Origin of the sequence: Paenibacillus kribbensis (assembly GCF_001705305.1) — a bacterium.
GTDB classification, from domain to species: Bacteria; Bacillota; Bacilli; order Paenibacillales; family Paenibacillaceae; genus Paenibacillus; species Paenibacillus kribbensis_B.
Genome location: NZ_MCBP01000022.1, coordinates 20,644 through 39,647, shown reverse-complemented (window position 1 = coordinate 39,647; position 19,004 = coordinate 20,644). Strand labels below are relative to the sequence as shown.

Below are 19,004 nucleotides of genomic sequence, written 5' to 3'. Positions count from 1 at the left end.
TTTAATTAAATATACTATAAACTTCCAATTAGGAAGTTTATTTGGTATGCTATAAAAACAGTATACCAAATTCTTTGATTTCCACAATCTTATCTTGACAAAGTATTAGCTGGTTTTCTTTTTCACGTAGGTAAGCAATGCCAGAATGAACATGCCAAACATGATCATCAAGGAAATCGCGTCTTAAACCTACTCTAACCAATGGTTTGGAATACTTAAAGAAGGGGGCAATTTGGTTTTATGATTGCCTTTGGCCGAATTTAATTGCGCTTGTGTAAGAAAAATACTTCCTTCCAGATTAGCCCCACTTAAATCAGCGTCTCTAAAATCTGCACCGATCAGGTCGGTCTTTCTCAGATCAGCTTCTCGCAGGTCAGCAGCAATAAGTAAAACTCCTCTTAAATTGGCACCTCTAAGATTAGCGGCTCTTAAATTAGCACCTATGAGGTCTCTGCTCCTAATTTTTTTACTATATTTATTGTGTTCCATGTTTTTCTTGAATTTTTCACGCACTAACTCACTTGTTTGTAAAAGTAAATCATTAACTAGCGCCCTATGGGTTGGTACATGAAGATCTATAAGGGATTTTGGATCTTGATCCGTAAGTTGCTCGGTTTTCGCTATAGCTTCTTGCAAGTCTGTATGGATGGGGTGAGTTTCTTCTAAGCTAAGGGCCTCATTTAAGTAATAAAGCATTTCGTGAAGCTGTTGCATGATGGGAAATATATTGAACATGTCCTCGGCTATTGTTGGGTCGTCTCGCCAACTTTTTCCGTTGTACATTACTTGAGAGATTTTTTGACCTGCCCCAAAGCAATCATATACAGTACAGCCTCGCAAGCCGCTATTTCTTAGATTCTTATGAATATCACAACGATAATCGGCATTCAGGTTCTGACAAGGAGTCCCTCCATCCTTGTTAAAAGCAAAATCAGCAGATTTTGCATAAGGTAAAGCTACACAGCATAGACCAAAACATTTTTCACAATCTGCACTGTAAATGTTTTGAATAGGGTTGTGATTGATTAACTCATTAGACAATAAACACACATCCTTTTACTAGCACCTATTAAATGTAATATTACCAAAAAAAGATGGGAAATAGTCTATTGTTTTTTGTATAAATTTCTCGAAGTCCACTAGATAGTTAGAAAAGAAATCGGAATGCATTTGATTGCAAGCTTTCGGACTTAATAGAATATGTACCTGACAAGTAAAAGAGCGGCGCAATCAGTAAAATATTTGAAGAGAAAAGCTGTATTTACGTAATAAAATGAGCTATACTGAGGTAAGAATAGTAAAGGAGTCGTGCTCGAACACGACTCCAGTATACAACCACTGCTTAAAGAGCAGTCGGCAGTAGGGTCGAACAATAGACCGTTACCTTGGTTCGGGGCGGTCTACTTCTTTTTCACGTAGGTAAGCAATGCCAGAGTCGGAAACACTTAAATGCGTATTTTTGATAACAAATAACCCGGTTGAGATCAGAGTGATCTTAGTCGGGTTATTTTGCATAGAGCCTATAATAAATTAGATAGGTTATCCTTTTGGCAGATTTAATTGCCATGAAACTCCGTACTTGTCCTCAACCCACCCGAATTGTTGGCTTACGGGCGAGGTCTCAAGGGGCATTAGAACTCGGCCTTCCTGCGATAGCTGATCAAACACTCGGTGAATTTCTTCTTCCGAATCACAGGTGACGAATAGCGATAGAGCTGGGGTAAAAGGGTGCTTGTTCTGGTGATTTTGGTCAATAGCCATGAAGGTTTGTCCTTTAAGGGTGAATACAGCATGTAACACGGCTCCATTTTTCTGATGAAGTACGCTAATGATGTCCGACGGCTTAAACACAGAGGTATAAAATTGCATGGCCTCTTCTGCTTGACCGGAGAACATAAAAAATGTTGTAATTTTTGGGTGAGAATTTTGCATAAGGTTAACTCCCTTGAACTGGATAGTAGATGCTACCATTTTCCCTCTTTTTGAATGAAAGTATTCACAATAAATGAAGCACTTTATGAGGACATACATAGATGTGAAAGGGGGACAACAGAATGATGGACACGACGACAAGGCTTGTAGAAATGCTCGGTTCAGGCAAGAAGCTGGATGCCAGCATCATTTCCGCCTATACGGATGTGGTTGCCCAATATGGGACAAGCGAGGATGCTTGGGAGCTATACCGACTTTTTGTAGACGATCCCTATCATTATATCAGGGGGCTACTGCTTCAGCCGATCATGAGGTGCGGGGATGATGCGTTGGCGCAGGATATGTACGAGCGTTACGTGCGGAATCAGACATCTCCGGAGCATATACCTGACGGTGTGCTGCATGTGTTAGGGTATTTGGGTTATGCGGAGGCTACGGCTGATCTCGTCGCTTGGGTGAACGGGCAATATGGAGTTGCGTCTGTGGATGCCTGTATGGGATTGGTGCATCTTCCATGTGAATCGTATCGTGAACAATTGGCGGCCGAATTGGAAAAAGCGGTGGACCAGAGCTTGTTTAATGAATTTTTACCTTTATTGAGCTTTAAATGCACTCAGGCAGATATCGTCCCGCGATTGGTACATTGGGGGGAGCAGCATGCTTCTGTAGACTGTAATGCGGGAATTATTGCTGGTATTGCATTGTTTGGAGAAGGACAAAAAGATACAATCCAATCTATTTTGTGGAATCCGCTTTGGGAGGCTCACGGAACGGCTACAGGCAGTTGTGTGTGGTCTTATTTGGCTATGCAGCATGTAGGATTAACCTTTAGAGAGCTTATTCGGGACCTACAAAGCTGTAATGTATCTAAAGTAGGTATGCAGGCATTGGAGTACCGTTTGGATGTACTGTATGAAATGCTGGAATTAAAGCTGGGATATACAGCCCGGCCTATTCGGTTCGCTCGCAGCAATGAGGAATCCTTTGGTCAGCTATATAGCGATTTGTTTAGCTGGTCTACCGAGCATCGCGATGATTCTATGATGGGCTGGATGACCGAACAGTTGGGCTACAGGCATCGGATGTTGGATCAGTATCATGAGCTGAGAAAACGAGTTGAGATGAAAATAGTGCATGAAATCGAGCTGCGGCATGTCCGGACAGGAAATTAATCGGGTCAGGATATAAGAATTTCTGATGAAAAGAGATGAAATAGCGGAATGCGTTGACGGTATGGGGATTCGCCCAGTCCACGGGCTAATGTCCTGCATAGGATACATCAGCCTAGAACACAAGGAGTGAAACGCATGTCTTTACTGCCGCAGATGCCTTCACAACCGGGCACTCCGGGTCCACTTACACCATCAGGTCCTTCGCTTCCACAATTTCCTGGTACACAGGGGTCGTTTCCGTCACCGATTGGACCATTCCCAGGGGGAGGGGGCCTTGCGCCACAGCCGCAAACACCCTCTGGCCCACCGCCTGGGCCGGGTCCGTTCTCGCCGCCGTCAGGACCGATGGGCACTCCGGGACCGGGACTTCAAGCTCAGGCCCCGACTGCTCCGCCGCCGCAATTTACCCCACCGAAGCCACTGGCCACAGCCTTTGCTATTGATCCTTTAGCCATCTCCGGTTGCTTGTTCCGAAATACGTTTATATGGCTGAGGAATGGCGAACGTTTCTGGATGTATCCTGTCTTTGTAGGCAGAACATCCGTATCGGGATTCCGGTGGAATGGTTTCTTCTGGACATTTTTTGGTATAGACACCAACCGGATTGAGGCGTTTAGCTGCTTTTGGTAAGCGCACCTTTGGGGAAAGCGTGCTGAACCGGGGAATTGCGGGGAAGTGGCAACCGATATATAGGACACGTGAGAAATAAAATAAAGCAAAAAGACTGAGAGAAGCGCTCATAGCGTTCCTTCAGTCTTTTTTGGCTGTTACTCCATCCACCATCGCTTGAAATTGCTCCACCATGATTTCTTTTCTGCCTGCTGCTCCGCTTGGTCAGTCTGTGTCGCTGCCGGTGGGTTATTCTGTCCAGACAAGGTCTCCTTTGGCTCCGTGCCGCTGACGAATACTTCCAGCCGCTTGTCCGGACTGTCTGGCGCAGCCAGCTTGCCGCTGGCCGGATCAATATAGGCGCTGACGACGCCGTCTGGTATGGGGAAGATTTTGGGCGGCACATTCTCCAGCGCTTTTTCCGTATATTGCGCGAAAATCGGTGCCGCCCGCCGGGCATCCTGCGTGCTGATGGCCTTGCCCTTGTCATAGCCGACCCAGACGGCGGTGGACAGCTCGGGCGTGAAGCCGACCATCCACGCATCGGTGTTGGTCGTGCCGCTCTTGCCGGCAACCGGGCGTTTGATCAGCTTCGCGACCCGGTTGCCGGTGCCGCCTTCCTCGAACACGCCTTCCATCAGGCGTGTGAGGACGTAGGCGGAGGCGGGCTTCACCACCTGCTCAGGTGCGGCCTGCGGTGCTTCGTAGAGCGACCGCCCGGCCGCATCGGTGATGCGCAGCACCGCCACCGGAGCGACTTTTTGCCCGCCGCTGCCGATGACCGAGAAGGCCGAGGCCATCTCGAACGGGCTGACGGGCGATACGCCCAGCGCGAGGGAAGGCACGGGCTTCAGCTCGCTCGTAATGCCCATTTTGCGGGCGAGGTCCATGACTTTATCTGTTCCGACCTTCAAAATGGTGCTTACAGCATAAATATTATCGGATGCTGCAATTGCCCGCCGCAGATCGATTTCGCCCAAATATTTGTCGCCAAAATTCTTGGGCTTGTAGGTTTTGCGGTTGTTGTCGTAGTGAAACAACGTTGGTCGGCTTTCGAATTTGGACGTACTCGTCAATTCGCCGGAATCCAGTGCGCTCAGATACATAATCGGCTTAAAGGATGAGCCGGGCTGCCGGGTCGTGGCCAGTGCATGATTATATTGATTGCCGACATAGTTGGTCCCGCCAACCATGGCCTTAACATGTCCGTTGCGCGGGTCCATGGAGATCAACGCTGTTTCCAGTCCGTTGCTGTCCTTCATGCCCTCATTTACAGCCGCCTCGGCGGCCTGCTGCATATGCATGTCCAATGTGGTATAAATGCTCAGGCCGCCATGCTCCAGCACACTTTCACTGATTCCCAGCTGATTCGTTGCAAGCTGGCGGATATAATCGCGGAACCAGGGAGCGGCTTCTACCGTCCGGCGCTGGCTCTCGGGCCGCAGGGCGAGCATTTCCTCATAGGCCCTGGTAGCTTGGGCCGGCGTAATTTTGCCGGTGAGCGCCATGGAATCCAGCACAATTTTTTGCCGATCCTTTGCGTTTTTCATATGATTATACGGCGAATAATACGTCGGTCCCTTCGGAATACCTGCCAGCAGGGCGCTTTCAGCCAAATCCAGATCTTTTGCGGATTTGCCGAAATACATCTGCGAAGCGGCTTCAATGCCGTAGGCACCGTGACCATAATAGATTTCGTTCAAATACATTTGCAGCAGCTCGCTCTTGGTGTACTTCATTTCAAGCTGTGCGGTATAAATGGCTTCCTTGGCCTTGCGTGTCCACGTTTTCTCATGAGACAGGTACAGATTGCGTGCTAGCTGCTGTGTCAGCGTGCTGGCTCCTTGCGACATATCCCAATGGGTCAGATTGACAAGCACGGCCCTGCCCAAGCCTTTAAAATCAAAGCCGAAATGATCGTAAAACTTCCGGTCCTCCACAGCCAGCGTAGCTGCAATCAGATCGGGTGAAATTTGATCCAGCTGGACAGGAATGGATTCCTTGCCTCCGGCAGAGAAGGTGGCAATGACTTGGCCCTGGCTATCGAGCAGACGCGAATTCCGGTCCGTATCCGCGAGCGGGAGACTGGTGGTATATAAATAGGCGAGCAAAACACAGGCGGCGATGACCGTCAGAATGGTGAGTGACAGCAGTCCCCGAAACCATCGAAGCCAGAGTGGCTTGCGTTTGGGAAATTGCCCGGTTGTAGCGGCCATCTTGCCACCTCCTTCCATGGTTGATGTTCTCAGTATGGTCAATCCGAAAGCGTCTATTCATCAGATGCGTATACGTATGTATTTTAAACATGCTTGAGCCTGAAAATGCCTTTGCAGTCTATCCAGGTATCTTTTATAGTGCAAAAAGTGTGAAAGCACAGCGTGTTTGGTACAATAAATATAGCAAACTCGGCGTTTGCGTGTTGCATATATAAGGAAAGCCAACGTTTATGCTGGCGCGACCGGGATGTAAAAGCGCGACCTGGGCGATACAAGGATTGCCGGACACATACTTTGATCAGAAAGAAGGTTGAAATGATGGACTTGTGGTTTACGGAGAAGCAAACTCCCTCTTTCGGCATTACAGCAAAAATCAAACAAACGTATGTCTCTGAGAAAACGGAGTATCAGGATCTGGCGATGATCAAGACAGAGGAATTCGGCAATATGCTCGTACTGGATGGTATGGTGATGACCACTGTGAAGGATGAATTCGTTTATCATGAAATGGTAGCACATCCCGCTCTGAATACCCATCCGAATCCGAAAAAGGTTCTGGTTGTGGGCGGCGGCGATGGTGGCGTCATTCGTGAGGTTATCAAGCACCCTGAGGTGGAAAAGGCTGTGCTGGTTGAGATTGACGGCAAGGTGATCGAATATTCCAAGAAATATTTGCCTGAAATCGCCGGGAAGCTGAATGAGCCTAACGTGGAAGTGCTGGTCAATGACGGATACATGCACATTATTGAACATAAAAATGAATACGATGTGATCATGGTCGATTCGACAGAGCCGGTCGGTCCGGCAGCCCCGCTGTTCGAGCGTGGATTTTATCAAGGCATTTTTGAAGCGTTGAAGGAAGATGGCATTTTCGTGGCGCAGACGGACAACCCTTGGTTCAAGGCTGATTTGATTCAGAAGGTCAACAAGGATGTGAAGGAGATTTTCCCGATTGTACGTGTATACGGAGCGAACATTCCGACCTATCCGAGCGGTCTATGGACATTCACGCTGGGCAGCAAGAAGTATGATCCGCTCGAAGTAGACGAGACGCAAATTCCAGAGATGGATACTCGGTATTATAGTCCACGTTTGCATAAGGCGGCGTTTGTTTTGCCTAAGTTTGTGGAGGATTTAACGAAGTAGGGAGCAAAGCGAGCTGGATATACATCCAACAATTTTGCAAAATCCTGATCCAAGTAGAAGCGTGTTATGACATAAAATAAATGTAACTGATAGGTTAAGAAGCGTCGCAGTGTTCTTTATCGCCTGTTTTTGGGTAAAAAAGAGCGCTACAGACGCTTTTTTTGTTGTGGATAAAATTGAAAATAGGCATGAAAGCCTTACTGGACACCGAATTTCCTTTAAAGATAAAAGAAGGAAATTTAAGGGTGTGTGTAGAATATACAAAAAACCAGACATTTGACAGAATTGTAATATCAACAGGGGGAGGTTTGGTATGGGAATACATAACTCGGCAATGTACCAAAGAGGGGGAAAATTTTTTGATCAAACGCTCTTTTTATTATCTATGGGGATCCCAGACGGTTTCCAATGTGGCGGATATTATTTATCTGCTGAGTATCGTGGTATTGGTGTTTACTTCAAGTGATTCATTAATGACGACTATTTTGATCCCTTTGTTTCGTTTGTCTTCGCAGGTTCTTAGCGGGCTGGTGGCACCGATTATTCTCAGTCGCTTCCGGTTGAATCGGGTTCTGTTGTTTTCTCAGCTAGGGCAGTTTGTGATTTTCACGCTGTTATTGTTGTACCTGTGGAATACGCCTGGGCAGAAGTCTTTTTTCTTTATTTTTATTATGGTATTCGGCATGTCTTTTCTGGATGGATGGACCAATCCTGCTCGTAATGCGCTGGTTCCTCGTTTGGCTACGGGTGAAGGACTCATGCGCGCGAACGGTATGGTGTCGGTCAGTGATCAAGTAGTTAAATGCGCAGGCTGGGCATTAAGCGGTATTGTCATTGTCTGGCTAGGCTCGTTGAATACGCTGGTGGTCGCATCGTGTTGCTATCTCGTGGCCGCTATCGTCACGTCCTTCATCCGTGATCCGCTGGCTCAAGAGGAAGTACGTTCTGAATCGTCTGATCCTTCTTCGAATGAAGCTGGGTTGGCCAAAGAGAAGAAGAAGGGGGCATACTGGAAGGAGCTTGGAGAAGGGTGGAAGATCATTTGGCATAACCGCCGCATCCGTTCTCTGATGATCGTGGATAGTGTGGATACCATTGGAGGAACCTCGTGGGTTGGCGTGTTCATCCTGGCATATGTAACACAAGTGCTGCATCAAGATGAGAGCTGGTGGGGCTTTATGAATGCCTCCTTTTTTTCGGGCATGATTTTAGGCGGGCTTCTCGTCGTTGGTTTGGTGAAACGGTTGCAAAAGAACAGCTTTCTGTATATGCTGGGGGCGTTAATGGTATATGTACTGATTACCGTTGTGTTTGCGCTCAATACGATCCCGGTCGCTGCACTGGTTCTTTTTGCAATATCCGGTATACCCGTTCAAATGGCTGGAATTATTCGCCGCACCTTGCTGCAAACCAGCGCGCCGACAGACCAGCTTCCCAAGGTGATGGCAGGGATTGATGTGCTTACAAATCTCGCTTTTGGCCTGTCCTTGTTGTTCCTGGGTTGGTACGCTGACCGTTTTGGCATGGTACAGGTGTACTTGCTGGCTGCGGTGATGACCACCATTGCTGTCCTGATCGGCTGGTGGTATCGACGTGATTTTCAGGAAAGTGAGCCCATTGACCAGCCAACCGCTACGAAGGTAGGTATTTGAAGTCTATCGTGCTTGGTAGGCGGGACAACGTTAATTGGATGACTATATAATTAAATGAAGTGTAAAAGTGAACACTGACGATTGGGGAGAATAAAAACATAGTAACCTGTAATTCTCCCCGATTTAGCAGGAACACCTCCTAAATGATGTCGCCGGTGGTGTTTCCTTTCTTATTGAACCGCTCTTATTGAACCGCAGGTCTGTTGACTGTATGCATCATTCCTGATGTCAGACCCGCTTGCTCGTAAGATATGTCTTGACGGTAGGTGGAGTATAGTTGGAAAATTGCTTCAGAATTCCTTGCGGAGTCGTATCCGTAATTACCATCGGACGATATTTTTCCTGCATGAATTGTTCTTCAGCCATACGATCAAACATGGAAATAAGAGGATCGTAATAATGGTTGATGTTTAAAAGACCACACGGCTTTTCATGCAAGCCTAATTGTGCCCATGTAAAAATTTCAAAATATTCTTCCAACGTTCCTGGGCCGCCTGGTAAGGCAATGAACCCGTCCGCAATCTCTGCCATTTTAGATTTTCGTTCGTGCATGGAATCAACAATGATTAAATCAGTCAGGCTTTTATGCGCAATTTCACGGCTTTGCAGAAAGTGAGGGAGTACACCGATGACGCGACCTCCTGCATGAAGTGCCGCGTCTGCCACGGCACCCATTAAGCCGACGCTTGCTCCTCCATAAACTAGGCTTATCCCCTGCTCGGCGAGCTCCTGGCCCAGCGCAACAGCGTGATCCCGATAAATTGTAGATGCTCCATCACTGGAACCGCAGAAAACAGCAATACTTTTCATGTAAGATTCCCCCTTATGAATATCTCTTTGCAAGCTTTTGCTGGTGTATCCGAAAAATGTCCTCCAAGGTGATGTCATACTTGTTGGCGATCACGATGAGATTACCCAGTACATCTCCAAGTTCTTCAGTTAAATGTTCCTTGTTTTCCTCGAATGAACCATCGATCTCATCAGGCCGGTCTCTGCCGATCTCCAGGGCGCGAATAGCTCTCGCTACCTCCCCGGTTTCTTCTGCCAAGAAACCAATTCGGACGAATATGTCTAAATCCGACCAGCTTTTCTCCTGGTAATATTGCTTTACCCACTGTTGAAATTCATTAATATCCATATCCAGCCTCCAAACTAAAACCGAATGCATAGGTGTTGGCTATACACAAAACCTCAAGAATAAAACCGAAACATTTGTTCGTATTTTTATTATATAATATGAGAGGGTATTTTTCAAAGAAAAATAAAAAAAGCCGATTGCTTGAAAAGCAACCGACTTAAAAAAACGTTGGCCCTGATGATGCGACCATATCTGGTCAGTCTGCTAGGCCGTAGCGAACTGGCTATTATAGAGCGAGGCATAATGGCCACCGCTTGCAAGCAGCTCCTCATGGGTTCCACTTTCGACGACATCACCGTTTTTCATGTATAAAATCAGATCTGCTTCACGAATGGTCGATAGACGGTGGGCAATCACAAAGCTGGTTCGTCCGGCGATCATTTTCATAAATGCTTTTTGGATACGCGCCTCTGTCAGGGTGTCTATGCTGCTGGTCGCTTCATCCAGTATAAGCATAGGCGGGTCAACCAGGATTACCCGTGCAATAGTGAGCAGCTGCTTTTGCCCTTGGGACAGGCTGTCGCCTGAGCCGCTGATAACGGTGTCGTAGCCATGAGGCAGCCGTTTAATGAAGCTATGCGCATTGGCAGCCGTTGCAGCTGCGATGACTTCTTCTTCTGTGGCTTCCGGCTTTCCGTAAGCAATATTGTCTCGAATGGTGCCGCTGAACAGCCATGTATCCTGAAGCACCATGCCAAAGTTCGTCCGCAGGCTGTCCCGGGACATATCGTTGATATTCACCCCGTCGATGGATATGGAGCCGCTGTCCACATCATAAAACCGCATAAGCAGGTTGACGAGTGTCGTTTTGCCTGCCCCGGTCTGACCGACAATCGCGACCCGGGTCCCCGGCTTAACCTCCAGACTAAAGTCCGTAATCAGGGTACGTTCCGGGTTATAGGAGAATTTTACATGGTCGAAAATAATCGTACCTTTGCTGCGCTCCAGCTGCGCTGCATTTGATTTTTCCGGCTGCTCTGGCTGCGAATCCAGAATGGCAAATATGCGCTGAGCGGAAGCTGTAGCTGATTGGAACTGGGTAAGCACACCCGTAATTTCATTAAAGGGCTTGGCGAACAAATTCGTATAAATCAGAAAGCTCGACAATCCGCCTACCGAGATCACACCCAAAATGATGGATATACATCCAATCATCGCGGTAACCGAAAAAGTCATGTTGTTTACCAATCGGGTGGAGGGGTTCGATAATGATCCATAGAATTGTGATTTTACCCCGGCTTGATACAATTGTTCGTTTTTGGCGGAAAACTCCTCGAACGTGCGGTTTTCATAATGAAAGGCGGTCACCACCCGCTGTCCGCCGATCATTTCCTCCACGTAACCGTTCAGACTTCCTAAAATTTTGGCCTGTTCGCGAAACATGCGTTGAGATCTTGTGGTAATGAATCTGGCCACGCCATATGTGACGGGGGCAGACACCAGTACCACCAGCGTCATCATGGGACTGATATACAGCATGAGCACAATGGAGCCTATAATGGTAACAATTCCGGTAATCAAGGTAGAGAAGCCTTGTAACAATCCATCTGACACAGCATCCATATCGTTTACAAATCGGCTAATGCTGTCTCCTTGAGGGTGATTGTCATGGAAGCTTAACGGAAGAATATTAAAATGATCAAATAACTCCCGCCGCATATCATTTACCGTCTGAAAAGCAATCCGGTTCGTCAAATACGTGAGCAGCCAGCTAAACAGACTGCCTACGGCATATACAATGCCTAATCCGGCTAGAATTTGTGCGACTCCTCTAAAATCCACTGCTCCCTGACCCATCATATGGTCGATGGCCCGACCAATCATATAGGGCCCAACCAGACTGGCAAGCACACTGATAATCGCACAGACGACGACCCCAGATGCTGTATTCTTATATTGATTCACATAGGTTAACAGTCTTTTCCACGTTTCCTTGCCGCTCATTGGTCTACCTCCTGCGTTGAGAGCTGGGAACGATTAATTTCCTTATATACATCCGAGCTGCTCATCAACTGATCATGTGTGCCGATACCGGCAATCCGTCCTTCATCAAATACAATAATTTTATCGGCATGCTGCACGCTGCTTACTCGTTGCGAGACCAGCAGAACCGTCATATGGGTGCTATGGTCCCGTAGCGATTTACGCAGGGCGGCGTCAGTTGCAAAATCAAGTGCGCTTGAGGAATCATCCAAAATGAGGATTTGCGGATTCCCGACAATAGCTCTTGCAATGGTAAGCCGCTGCTTTTGCCCTCCCGACAGATTAAGACCACCTCGGGTAATCGGGGCATCGTATTTTTCAGGTAAGCTGGAAATGAACTCATCTGCTTGAGCGATGGCGGCCGCCCGTGCCACTTCCTCATCGGTGGCATGTTCATTGCCCCAGCGGATATTTTCTGCTATGGTGCCGGTGAACAGCAGCGCCTTCTGCGGGACAATCCCGATCTTTTGCCGCAGCTGCTTAAGCTTGTAATCCCGGACATCGACTCCATCGACCTGTATTCTGCCTTCCACCACATCATAGAATCGGGGAATAAGGTTCACAAATGTCGATTTCCCCGAGCCTGTTCCTCCAATAATGCCGACCGTTTCACCTGGATAGATGTTCACGTCTACATCGCTAAGCGCCATTTGTCCCGTTGGATTGTAGCCAAAGGAAACATGATCAAAGGAGATAGCTGGTACGGTGTCTTGTGGGGATACGTGACTGTCTGCTTCATCTCTGTGTTGAGCGGACACTGGAGCTGGCTGACCTCCAGATGTGACAGCATCGGAGATTGAAGCCTGCGTATCCAGCACCTCCTGAATCCGTGCTGCTGAGGTGGCGGCCTTGGTGAACAAAATAATTAAATTGGTCACTACAATCAGAGCCAGTAAAATCTGCGTGATATAATTAATAAAGGCTATAATCTCCCCTTGTGAAAGAGAGCCGTATTGGATATGGATGCCCCCGATCCACAGGATTGCAATAATGGCTCCGTTAACCACCAGCAAGGTGGTCGGACTAAGCAAAGCGGAAATACGACCGACACGAATGGCCGTCTGGGTCAGATCATCGGAGGCTGTATTGAACTTTACTCGTTCAGTTCCTCTTTTGGCAAAAGCCCGTATGACCCGTACCCCGGTAAGATTTTCGCTTAGCAGCAAAGCGATTTTATCCAGTTTTTTCTGATATATGCGGTAGAGCGGCGAAGCCTTCGTAATGACCAGATATAAAATCAAAGCCAGGATCGGCGTAGCCGCCAACAGCACCAAAGCCAGACGGAAGTCCAGAATCATCGACATAATGATAGCTCCGATACAAATAAAGGGAGCGCGAATAACCAGACGAATCAGCATCGCCACTGCCGTCTGGAGCTGATTAACATCGTTTGTGATCCGGTTAATGAGCGAAGGAGTACCAAACTTATCGAGATCCGCATAAGAAAGCGAAGAAATGTGCTGGAACATCGTATTGCGCAGCGTCGTACCAAAACCTTGAGAGGCCCGGGCTGCATAAAACTGACACACCATTGAACTGCCGAAGCCCAATACAGTCATAAGCAACATCAAAAGACCCATCTGCCACACATAATGGGTATCTTCTTTGCCAACGCCGTGATTAATCATGAGAGCAACCATGGTAGGCAGCAATAGTTCCAAGATGGCCTCAATGAGCTTGAACAGGGGCCCAAGGATGCTTTCCTTTTTATAAGGCTTCAAAAAAACAGCGAATTTCAGCAAATAAACCATCACCTAACCTAAATAATATATAAAGCCTGTTGACCCAACGCGATAACTGAATTGATTATGTCATATCCCGACCCATATGAATAATATTTAATATATATTAGAGGTATATGTATTACATATATCAGTACCGGAGGTCCATGATGGAATTGAGACATCTCAAGTATTTTCTGGCGATTGCAGAGGCCGGACAAATTACGGCAGCAGCGAAAAAGCTGAAAATAGCCCAGCCTCCCTTAAGTCAGCAGCTCATGCAGCTGGAGGAGGAGCTTGGTGTGAAACTCGTGCATCGAGGTCCACGAAGCCTTCACCTGACGGAGGCGGGCATCATTTTGCAGAACAGGGCCAGGCAGATTTTGGAACTGACAGAGGCTACGACAAGAGAAATTAATGATGTTGCCATGGGCATGAAGGGCACTCTTACGATTGGAACCGTTTCTTCCTCCGGGGCAGCCCTGATGAAAGACAGGCTTTCCGAATTCCATAGAAACTATGCGGGTGTAAAATTTGAAATTCATGAGGGAAATACGTTCATGATCCTCGACCTCTTGAACAAGGGAATTGTAGAGGTTGGTATTGTCAGAACACCGTTCAACACCACCGATCTGGGCTGCAGATATGCAGCCTCCGAGCCGATGGTCGCAGTAATGACAGAAGACCACGACTGGAACCCTGACCAGAAGACCATCACATTGTCAGAGTTGAAGAACAGGCCGTTAATTGTATACCGCCGCTTTGAGCAATTGATCCACGATACCTGCATGAAGCATGGCTTTGAGCCGAACTTCTTTTGCAAAAACGATGATGCTCGCACCACGCTTCACTGGGCTAATGAAGGGCTGGGTATCGGCATGATTTCGCAGTCTACGTTGTCACTGGGCAGCAACAATCAGTTAATCGTGAAGGAAATTATGTGCGAAGAATTGCATACTCGTGTAGCCGCTGTGTGGCTCAAGGATAAATACATGTCATCCCTGGCTTCTCGATTTATCGAAAGTTTTAGCCGGGCATCCGATGAGGACAACCTGCGGTAGCTGATTTTTTTAAGAAAAACTCCCGCTAAACGCGGTCTGGCTTCCGTGAAAGTACGTCGATAGACGTTTTTCTTATAATAGGGAAGCATCTTTTTGTAAAATCTCATTTGAATTGCAAACGGGAACTGGATATAGTAGTACAGTAGGATAGCGATAGAATGGAGTTTGAACACATGCCACACAATGCGAAGGTCCAAATCCGTCTCCATAGTCATCATGATGGGGAAGATGTGGTTCAGGAGCTTCCCGGAGAAGCCATCGTGCGTGGGAAGCATCTATATATAAGGTACGATGAGCCGGCAGAGAGCCCTCAGGGGGGAACGATACGGAACACGGTCAAAATCGGACCTGATGAACTTAAACTGATCCGTCACGGCGAGGTGCAGTCGGAGCAGTCATTTGCGCTGGGGCGCAGATTGCCGGGATTTTACCGATCACCTTATTTGAACCTGAACATGTCTGCGCATACGCAGAAGCTTGATATTCGGATGGATGGATTTACCGGATATGTGAGCTGGACCTATGATTTGTACGTATTTGAGGATTTCTCGGGGCATTTTGCCATCAGTTTGCATATACAGGAGGAGCAACAATCATGACAAGCAATCCACTGGAACTTATTAATCAAAAGGTGACCTCGGCAATCGAGGCCGCGATACTGGCTGCCGGAATCGTAAGACGCGAAGAGCTGCCGACGATTACGCTGGAGGTGCCAAAGGACAAGTCACATGGTGATTTGGCTACTAATGCTGCAATGCAGCTTACTCGTATTGCGAAAAAAAATCCACGCCAAATCGCTGAAGAGCTGATCGCAAATATGGATTTGGCTGCCGCTTCTATTGAGAGTGCAGAAATTGCCGGACCTGGCTTTATCAACTTTCGCCTGAACAAGAGCTACCTGTATACAATTATTCAACAAGTACAAGAGCAGGGAGCAGATTACGGACGTGTGCAGGCAGGTGCAGGCAAAAAGGTCCAAATCGAATTTGTCAGCGCGAACCCGACAGGCAGCCTCCACCTGGGCCATGCGCGTGGCGCAGCAGTTGGGGATGCTCTTTGCAACGTGCTTGATTATGCCGGATATCAGGTCACTCGTGAATACTACATTAATGATGCGGGCAACCAGATTTACAACATGAGCCGTTCCATTGAAGCGCGTTATTTGCAGGAGCTGGGACAGCCTGCTGAGATGCCGGAGGACGGTTACCATGGTGAGGATATCATCGGGTTTGCCAAAGAGCTGGTAGCCGAAAAGGGCGATGCTCTGTTGTCCATGGAACCCGGGGACCGCGCTGCTTATTTCCGTGAATATGGTCTGGAAAAGGAACTGAACAAGATCAAGCGCGATCTGGAACGATTCCGTGTACCGTTTGACTCCTGGTTCAGTGAAACATCACTGTACGACAACGGCGAAGTGCTCAAATCGCTGAACGAACTTCGTGACCGTGATGAAATCTACGAGAAGGACGGTGCTACGTGGCTGAATACGACCAAATACGGCGACGATAAAGACCGCGTATTGATCAAAAATGACGGCACCTACACATACCTGACTCCGGATATCGCTTACCACAGCGACAAATATGCTCGTGGTTATGACACGATCATCAACATCTGGGGCGCGGATCACCATGGCTACATTCCACGGATGAAGGCAGCTATGGAAGCGCTGGGGAATGACCCGGATAAGCTTAAAGTGCTGATTGCCCAAATGGTCAGCCTGTTCCAAAACGGAGAAAAGGTGAAGATGTCCAAGCGTACCGGCAAGGCCGTAACGATGGAGGACCTGATGGAAGAAGTGGGCGTGGATGCGATTCGTTACTTCTTCACGATGCGCAGCATGGATTCACATCTGGATTTTGACATGGATTTGGCGATTTCCACCTCCAATGAAAATCCGGTATTCTACGTGCAGTATGCTCACGCACGTGCGTGCAGCGTATATCGTCAGGCCGAGGAGCAGGGCATTGCTGTATTGCCACTGGCAGAGGTAGACTTGTCCAAGCTGACGGCCGAGCATGAATATGACCTGTTGCGCAAAATCGGTGAGCTGCCGGAGGAAGTATCTGTAGCAGCTGCGAACTTTGCGCCGCACCGTATGATTCGTTATGTCTACGAGCTGGCGTCTTTATTCCACAGCTACTATAAGGCAGAGCGTGTCATCACCGAGGATGCTGCTCAGACGCAAGCTCGCTTGGCGCTGTTTGGCGCGGTGCGCACCACCATTGCCAACGTACTGAAGCTGGTGGGCGTGTCTGCACCGGAACGTATGTAAGCAAGGCTATTATGCTATGGGCCTTGCGGCCATATGTATAACGATAAAAGGAACCGTCCGTACCATCCTGAACAGGGTGGCATGTGCGGTTCCTTTTTACATGAAAGCAGCTTGGCTTAGTACCGTTCCAGCACCAGATTCGTTTTCAGGGAATCGGCAGGAACCAGCCATCCCTTGGATTGCAGCAAGTTGATTAGCTTGGTGCGGTTGCTGGCGGCAGTGCTGTAGTCCGAGGTTTTAAAAGAAATTTCGATGATGGTATCTGTACCGGACCCGTTCGCGCTACGGATAGGCCAGACTTCAACGTCGGTATCCAGTCCTTGGAAGCTGCCTCCATATTTGCTGACCTGTACCGGACCGTGTACTCTGGAGTCTGTCAGGATTTTCTTGCCCCAGTTGCTGGATTTCCAGTTTTGCAGCTTGCCTGGAAGATTGTCCAATAGTTGCTTTAACGCCTGATCCGGGGAAGGAAGAGTTAATCCTTTGGAAGCGTTCGTTTTTTTATCATTGGAAAAGCTCAGTGTCTGTTTGCTATAACCCCAATCCACCTCAGCATCATAGTTATCGTCGGATGCGCTAAAACCTTCTTTATTGGCTTGGGTGAGAGCCGCGTCGATATCTCCGTTCGTAACTGTGTACCGCTTCTTGTAGGTTAGTTCATAATTCTTTTTATCCTCTTTTTTGCGAAATCGGACGTTCCAGCCCTCGCTGTTCAATTGAAGCTGATCGGTATCGAAATACTCTACGCTCAATCTTTGTGCCTCATCGTTGATTTGGAATTCATTTACTATGCTGCTTTTCAAAGAGCCATCTGCGTTGAGAACCTGAGCCGTATCCAGCAGCAGCTTTACCTCATAGCTTGGAGTGGCATTAGCGGCGGCCTGTACAGGCTCGGCTCCCTTCCATCCCGTTACGAGCAATGCTGCGCTCAGGGTTAAGACCGACAATACTTTTGTAAAACGAAGACCCGTTTTCATGCTATCCTCTCCTCTTCGTACGAATAATAGGTACACGCTACACTTTACGGGCTCATTGTCAGTCGTATGTCAAGGCAAGGGGGGACTCCGGTAAAAAAATAACATAATTTCTATATGACAGGTAAGATTTAATCTTGGTTCGATGACAAATATTCAGCGAAGCGGCGAATCAGCGCCGAACGGTGGCGATCTTGGTTGCTGACCATATAGATGTACCTTTCAACACGGTGACCCGGAATGGGCCGGATCACCAGCAGTCCACGTTCAACCTCCGACTGTACGGCAATGCGGGAGACGAAGGAGACGTGTTCTCCCAGCATGACCGCCTGTTTGATCGCTTCAAGCGAATCCAGCTCCAAATAGGAGGGGAGACGACGTCCGCCATGCTCCAGCCATTTGTCGGTCATGTGCCGTGTGCTGGAATCTTTGCCGTGCAGCACGAAGGAGGAAGAAGCGATGCGCTCGGGCGTTAGCCCGACTTCGCTTGCGAGCGGGTGGCCGGGTGCGCAGATGAGTACCAATTCATCCTCGCTCAAGGGCTCCGGCACCAGTGTTGGCGTTTGAAATGGCTCTGCCGAGATGACACCCAGGTCAATATCGTGGCGAGCGAGCATGTCCTTGATCACCGGAGCAGTTTTCACTGACAAGGAGATGTTGATCCCCGGATGCTCACGGGCAAAACGGTGCAACACAGCAGGAAGCACATAGGTAGCAGGGACGTAGCTTGCTCCAATTCGAATGCTACCCCGCTGGAGTGTGTCGAATTCGGAGACGACCCTCTCCGCCTCGGCAGCGAGTGCGTTGATCTTGGCGGCATAGTGGAGTAGCGCATGACCGGCATCCGTCAGGATGATCTTGCCCATCCTTGTGTCAAACAGCTTTACACCGAATTCGCGCTCCAGATTTTTCATATGAAAGGTAACGGTTGGTTGTTTCAGACCGAGAAGCTCGGCCACGGTAGTAATTTTATGGTGCTTGTCCAGCAACTCTACAATGTGCAGCTTCAGAAGACTCAAATTCACTTGGGATGCCCCACTTTCTGATTGGTTGGAAACTTATGCTTGCCTCTGGTGCCACGGTATCAATCCCCTCTATATAGATTAAATCTATGAGTATTAACAC

Annotated in this window: 17 protein-coding genes; 7 read left to right on the top strand and 10 right to left on the bottom strand. The window is 48.1% G+C overall.

The window, feature by feature from the left end; all coding sequences use genetic code 11:
* Positions 1-105: 105 nt before the first annotated feature.
* The 3 genes from BAZ21_RS29985 to BAZ21_RS25835 all read right to left on the bottom strand — a co-directional run bounded on the left by BAZ21_RS29985 (position 106) and on the right by BAZ21_RS25835 (position 1,932).
* Entirely contained in the window at positions 106-177 is a 72-nt protein-coding gene (locus tag BAZ21_RS29985; protein ID WP_256022640.1) for a putative holin-like toxin, read from the bottom strand.
* 12 nt (positions 178-189) lie between these two features.
* Complete coding sequence (locus BAZ21_RS25840; protein ID WP_176718220.1) at positions 190-1,041, bottom strand: pentapeptide repeat-containing protein; 852 nt, start codon at positions 1,039-1,041, stop codon at positions 190-192.
* A gap of 498 nt (positions 1,042-1,539) precedes the next feature.
* A complete protein-coding gene (locus tag BAZ21_RS25835; RefSeq protein WP_068505692.1) occupies positions 1,540-1,932 on the bottom strand; it encodes a VOC family protein in 393 nt (130 codons plus the stop codon).
* Positions 1,933-2,054: 122 nt separating this feature from the next.
* Here BAZ21_RS25835 and BAZ21_RS25830 point away from each other — a divergent pair, with 122 nt between their 5' ends.
* Both BAZ21_RS25830 and BAZ21_RS25825 read left to right on the top strand, forming a co-directional pair.
* Entirely contained in the window at positions 2,055-3,104 is a 1,050-nt protein-coding gene (locus tag BAZ21_RS25830) for a hypothetical protein (protein ID WP_068505691.1), read from the top strand.
* 135 nt (positions 3,105-3,239) lie between these two features.
* Entirely contained in the window at positions 3,240-3,734 is a 495-nt protein-coding gene (locus BAZ21_RS25825) for a transporter (RefSeq protein WP_068505690.1), read from the top strand.
* Positions 3,735-3,871: 137 nt separating this feature from the next.
* On the opposite strand, the gene BAZ21_RS25820 is transcribed toward BAZ21_RS25825, so the two are convergent.
* The gene (locus BAZ21_RS25820; protein ID WP_068505689.1) at positions 3,872-5,929 is read right to left on the bottom strand and encodes a transglycosylase domain-containing protein; all 2,058 of its coding nucleotides are present in this window, start codon (positions 5,927-5,929) and stop codon (positions 3,872-3,874) included.
* 318 nt (positions 5,930-6,247) lie between these two features.
* On the opposite strand from BAZ21_RS25820, the gene speE reads away from it, so the two are divergent.
* Both speE and BAZ21_RS25810 read left to right on the top strand, forming a co-directional pair.
* Entirely contained in the window at positions 6,248-7,075 is an 828-nt protein-coding gene (gene speE, locus BAZ21_RS25815) for a polyamine aminopropyltransferase (RefSeq protein ID WP_068505688.1), read from the top strand.
* Between the two features lie 359 nt (positions 7,076-7,434).
* On the top strand, positions 7,435-8,727 hold the full coding sequence (locus tag BAZ21_RS25810; RefSeq protein WP_068505687.1) for an MFS transporter: 1,293 nt from the start codon (positions 7,435-7,437) through the stop codon (positions 8,725-8,727).
* A gap of 228 nt (positions 8,728-8,955) precedes the next feature.
* Here BAZ21_RS25810 and BAZ21_RS25805 read toward each other — a convergent pair whose 3' ends face one another.
* From BAZ21_RS25805 to BAZ21_RS25790, 4 genes are all read right to left on the bottom strand, one after another.
* Positions 8,956-9,537, bottom strand: a complete 582-nt coding sequence (locus tag BAZ21_RS25805) for an LOG family protein (protein WP_068505686.1) — start codon at positions 9,535-9,537, stop codon at positions 8,956-8,958.
* Between the two features lie 13 nt (positions 9,538-9,550).
* Positions 9,551-9,865 carry a MazG nucleotide pyrophosphohydrolase domain-containing protein gene (locus tag BAZ21_RS25800; protein ID WP_068505685.1) on the bottom strand — a complete coding sequence of 105 codons (315 nt, stop codon included), beginning with the start codon at positions 9,863-9,865 and terminating at the stop codon, positions 9,551-9,553.
* 204 nt (positions 9,866-10,069) lie between these two features.
* Positions 10,070-11,809 (bottom strand): ABC transporter ATP-binding protein, encoded by a 1,740-nt coding sequence (locus BAZ21_RS25795; protein ID WP_068505684.1) that lies wholly within the window; start codon positions 11,807-11,809, stop codon positions 10,070-10,072.
* The gene (locus BAZ21_RS25790) at positions 11,806-13,590 is read right to left on the bottom strand and encodes an ABC transporter ATP-binding protein (protein WP_068505683.1); all 1,785 of its coding nucleotides are present in this window, start codon (positions 13,588-13,590) and stop codon (positions 11,806-11,808) included. The genes BAZ21_RS25795 and BAZ21_RS25790 overlap by 4 nt, the downstream gene beginning before the upstream one ends.
* A 149-nt stretch (positions 13,591-13,739) precedes the next feature.
* Here BAZ21_RS25790 and BAZ21_RS25785 point away from each other — a divergent pair, with 149 nt between their 5' ends.
* From BAZ21_RS25785 to argS, 3 genes are all read left to right on the top strand, one after another.
* Positions 13,740-14,630 carry a LysR family transcriptional regulator gene (locus BAZ21_RS25785; RefSeq protein WP_068505682.1) on the top strand — a complete coding sequence of 297 codons (891 nt, stop codon included), beginning with the start codon at positions 13,740-13,742 and terminating at the stop codon, positions 14,628-14,630.
* A gap of 158 nt (positions 14,631-14,788) precedes the next feature.
* Positions 14,789-15,229, top strand: coding sequence for a DUF1934 domain-containing protein (locus BAZ21_RS25780; RefSeq protein WP_084011928.1), 441 nt, complete (start codon positions 14,789-14,791; stop codon positions 15,227-15,229).
* Positions 15,226-16,905, top strand: coding sequence for an arginine--tRNA ligase (gene argS / locus BAZ21_RS25775; protein WP_068505680.1), 1,680 nt, complete (start codon positions 15,226-15,228; stop codon positions 16,903-16,905). Before BAZ21_RS25780 ends, argS begins: the two co-directional genes overlap by 4 nt.
* Before the next feature lie 116 nt (positions 16,906-17,021).
* On the opposite strand, the gene BAZ21_RS25770 is transcribed toward argS, so the two are convergent.
* Both BAZ21_RS25770 and BAZ21_RS25765 read right to left on the bottom strand, forming a co-directional pair.
* Positions 17,022-17,882, bottom strand: a complete 861-nt coding sequence (locus tag BAZ21_RS25770; protein WP_068505679.1) for a hypothetical protein — start codon at positions 17,880-17,882, stop codon at positions 17,022-17,024.
* 128 nt (positions 17,883-18,010) lie between these two features.
* Positions 18,011-18,904 (bottom strand): LysR family transcriptional regulator, encoded by an 894-nt coding sequence (locus BAZ21_RS25765; RefSeq protein WP_068505678.1) that lies wholly within the window; start codon positions 18,902-18,904, stop codon positions 18,011-18,013.
* Positions 18,905-19,004 lie beyond the last annotated feature (100 nt).

What these genes read in the sequence shown, in the direction of transcription:
- BAZ21_RS25835 (WP_068505692.1), bottom strand. Translation starts at nt 1,932, where the DNA reads ATGCAAAATTCTCACCCAAAAATTACAACATTTTTTATGTTCTCCGGT.
- BAZ21_RS25830 (WP_068505691.1), top strand. Translation starts at nt 2,055, where the DNA reads ATGATGGACACGACGACAAGGCTTGTAGAAATGCTCGGTTCAGGCAAG.
- BAZ21_RS25825 (WP_068505690.1), top strand. Translation starts at nt 3,240, where the DNA reads ATGTCTTTACTGCCGCAGATGCCTTCACAACCGGGCACTCCGGGTCCA.
- BAZ21_RS25820 (WP_068505689.1), bottom strand. Translation starts at nt 5,929, where the DNA reads ATGGCCGCTACAACCGGGCAATTTCCCAAACGCAAGCCACTCTGGCTT.
- speE (WP_068505688.1), top strand. Translation starts at nt 6,248, where the DNA reads ATGGACTTGTGGTTTACGGAGAAGCAAACTCCCTCTTTCGGCATTACA.
- BAZ21_RS25805 (WP_068505686.1), bottom strand. Translation starts at nt 9,537, where the DNA reads ATGAAAAGTATTGCTGTTTTCTGCGGTTCCAGTGATGGAGCATCTACA.
- BAZ21_RS25800 (WP_068505685.1), bottom strand. Translation starts at nt 9,865, where the DNA reads ATGGATATTAATGAATTTCAACAGTGGGTAAAGCAATATTACCAGGAG.
- BAZ21_RS25795 (WP_068505684.1), bottom strand. Translation starts at nt 11,809, where the DNA reads ATGAGCGGCAAGGAAACGTGGAAAAGACTGTTAACCTATGTGAATCAA.
- BAZ21_RS25785 (WP_068505682.1), top strand. Translation starts at nt 13,740, where the DNA reads ATGGAATTGAGACATCTCAAGTATTTTCTGGCGATTGCAGAGGCCGGA.
- BAZ21_RS25780 (WP_084011928.1), top strand. Translation starts at nt 14,789, where the DNA reads ATGGAGTTTGAACACATGCCACACAATGCGAAGGTCCAAATCCGTCTC.
- argS (WP_068505680.1), top strand. Translation starts at nt 15,226, where the DNA reads ATGACAAGCAATCCACTGGAACTTATTAATCAAAAGGTGACCTCGGCA.
- BAZ21_RS25770 (WP_068505679.1), bottom strand. Translation starts at nt 17,882, where the DNA reads ATGAAAACGGGTCTTCGTTTTACAAAAGTATTGTCGGTCTTAACCCTG.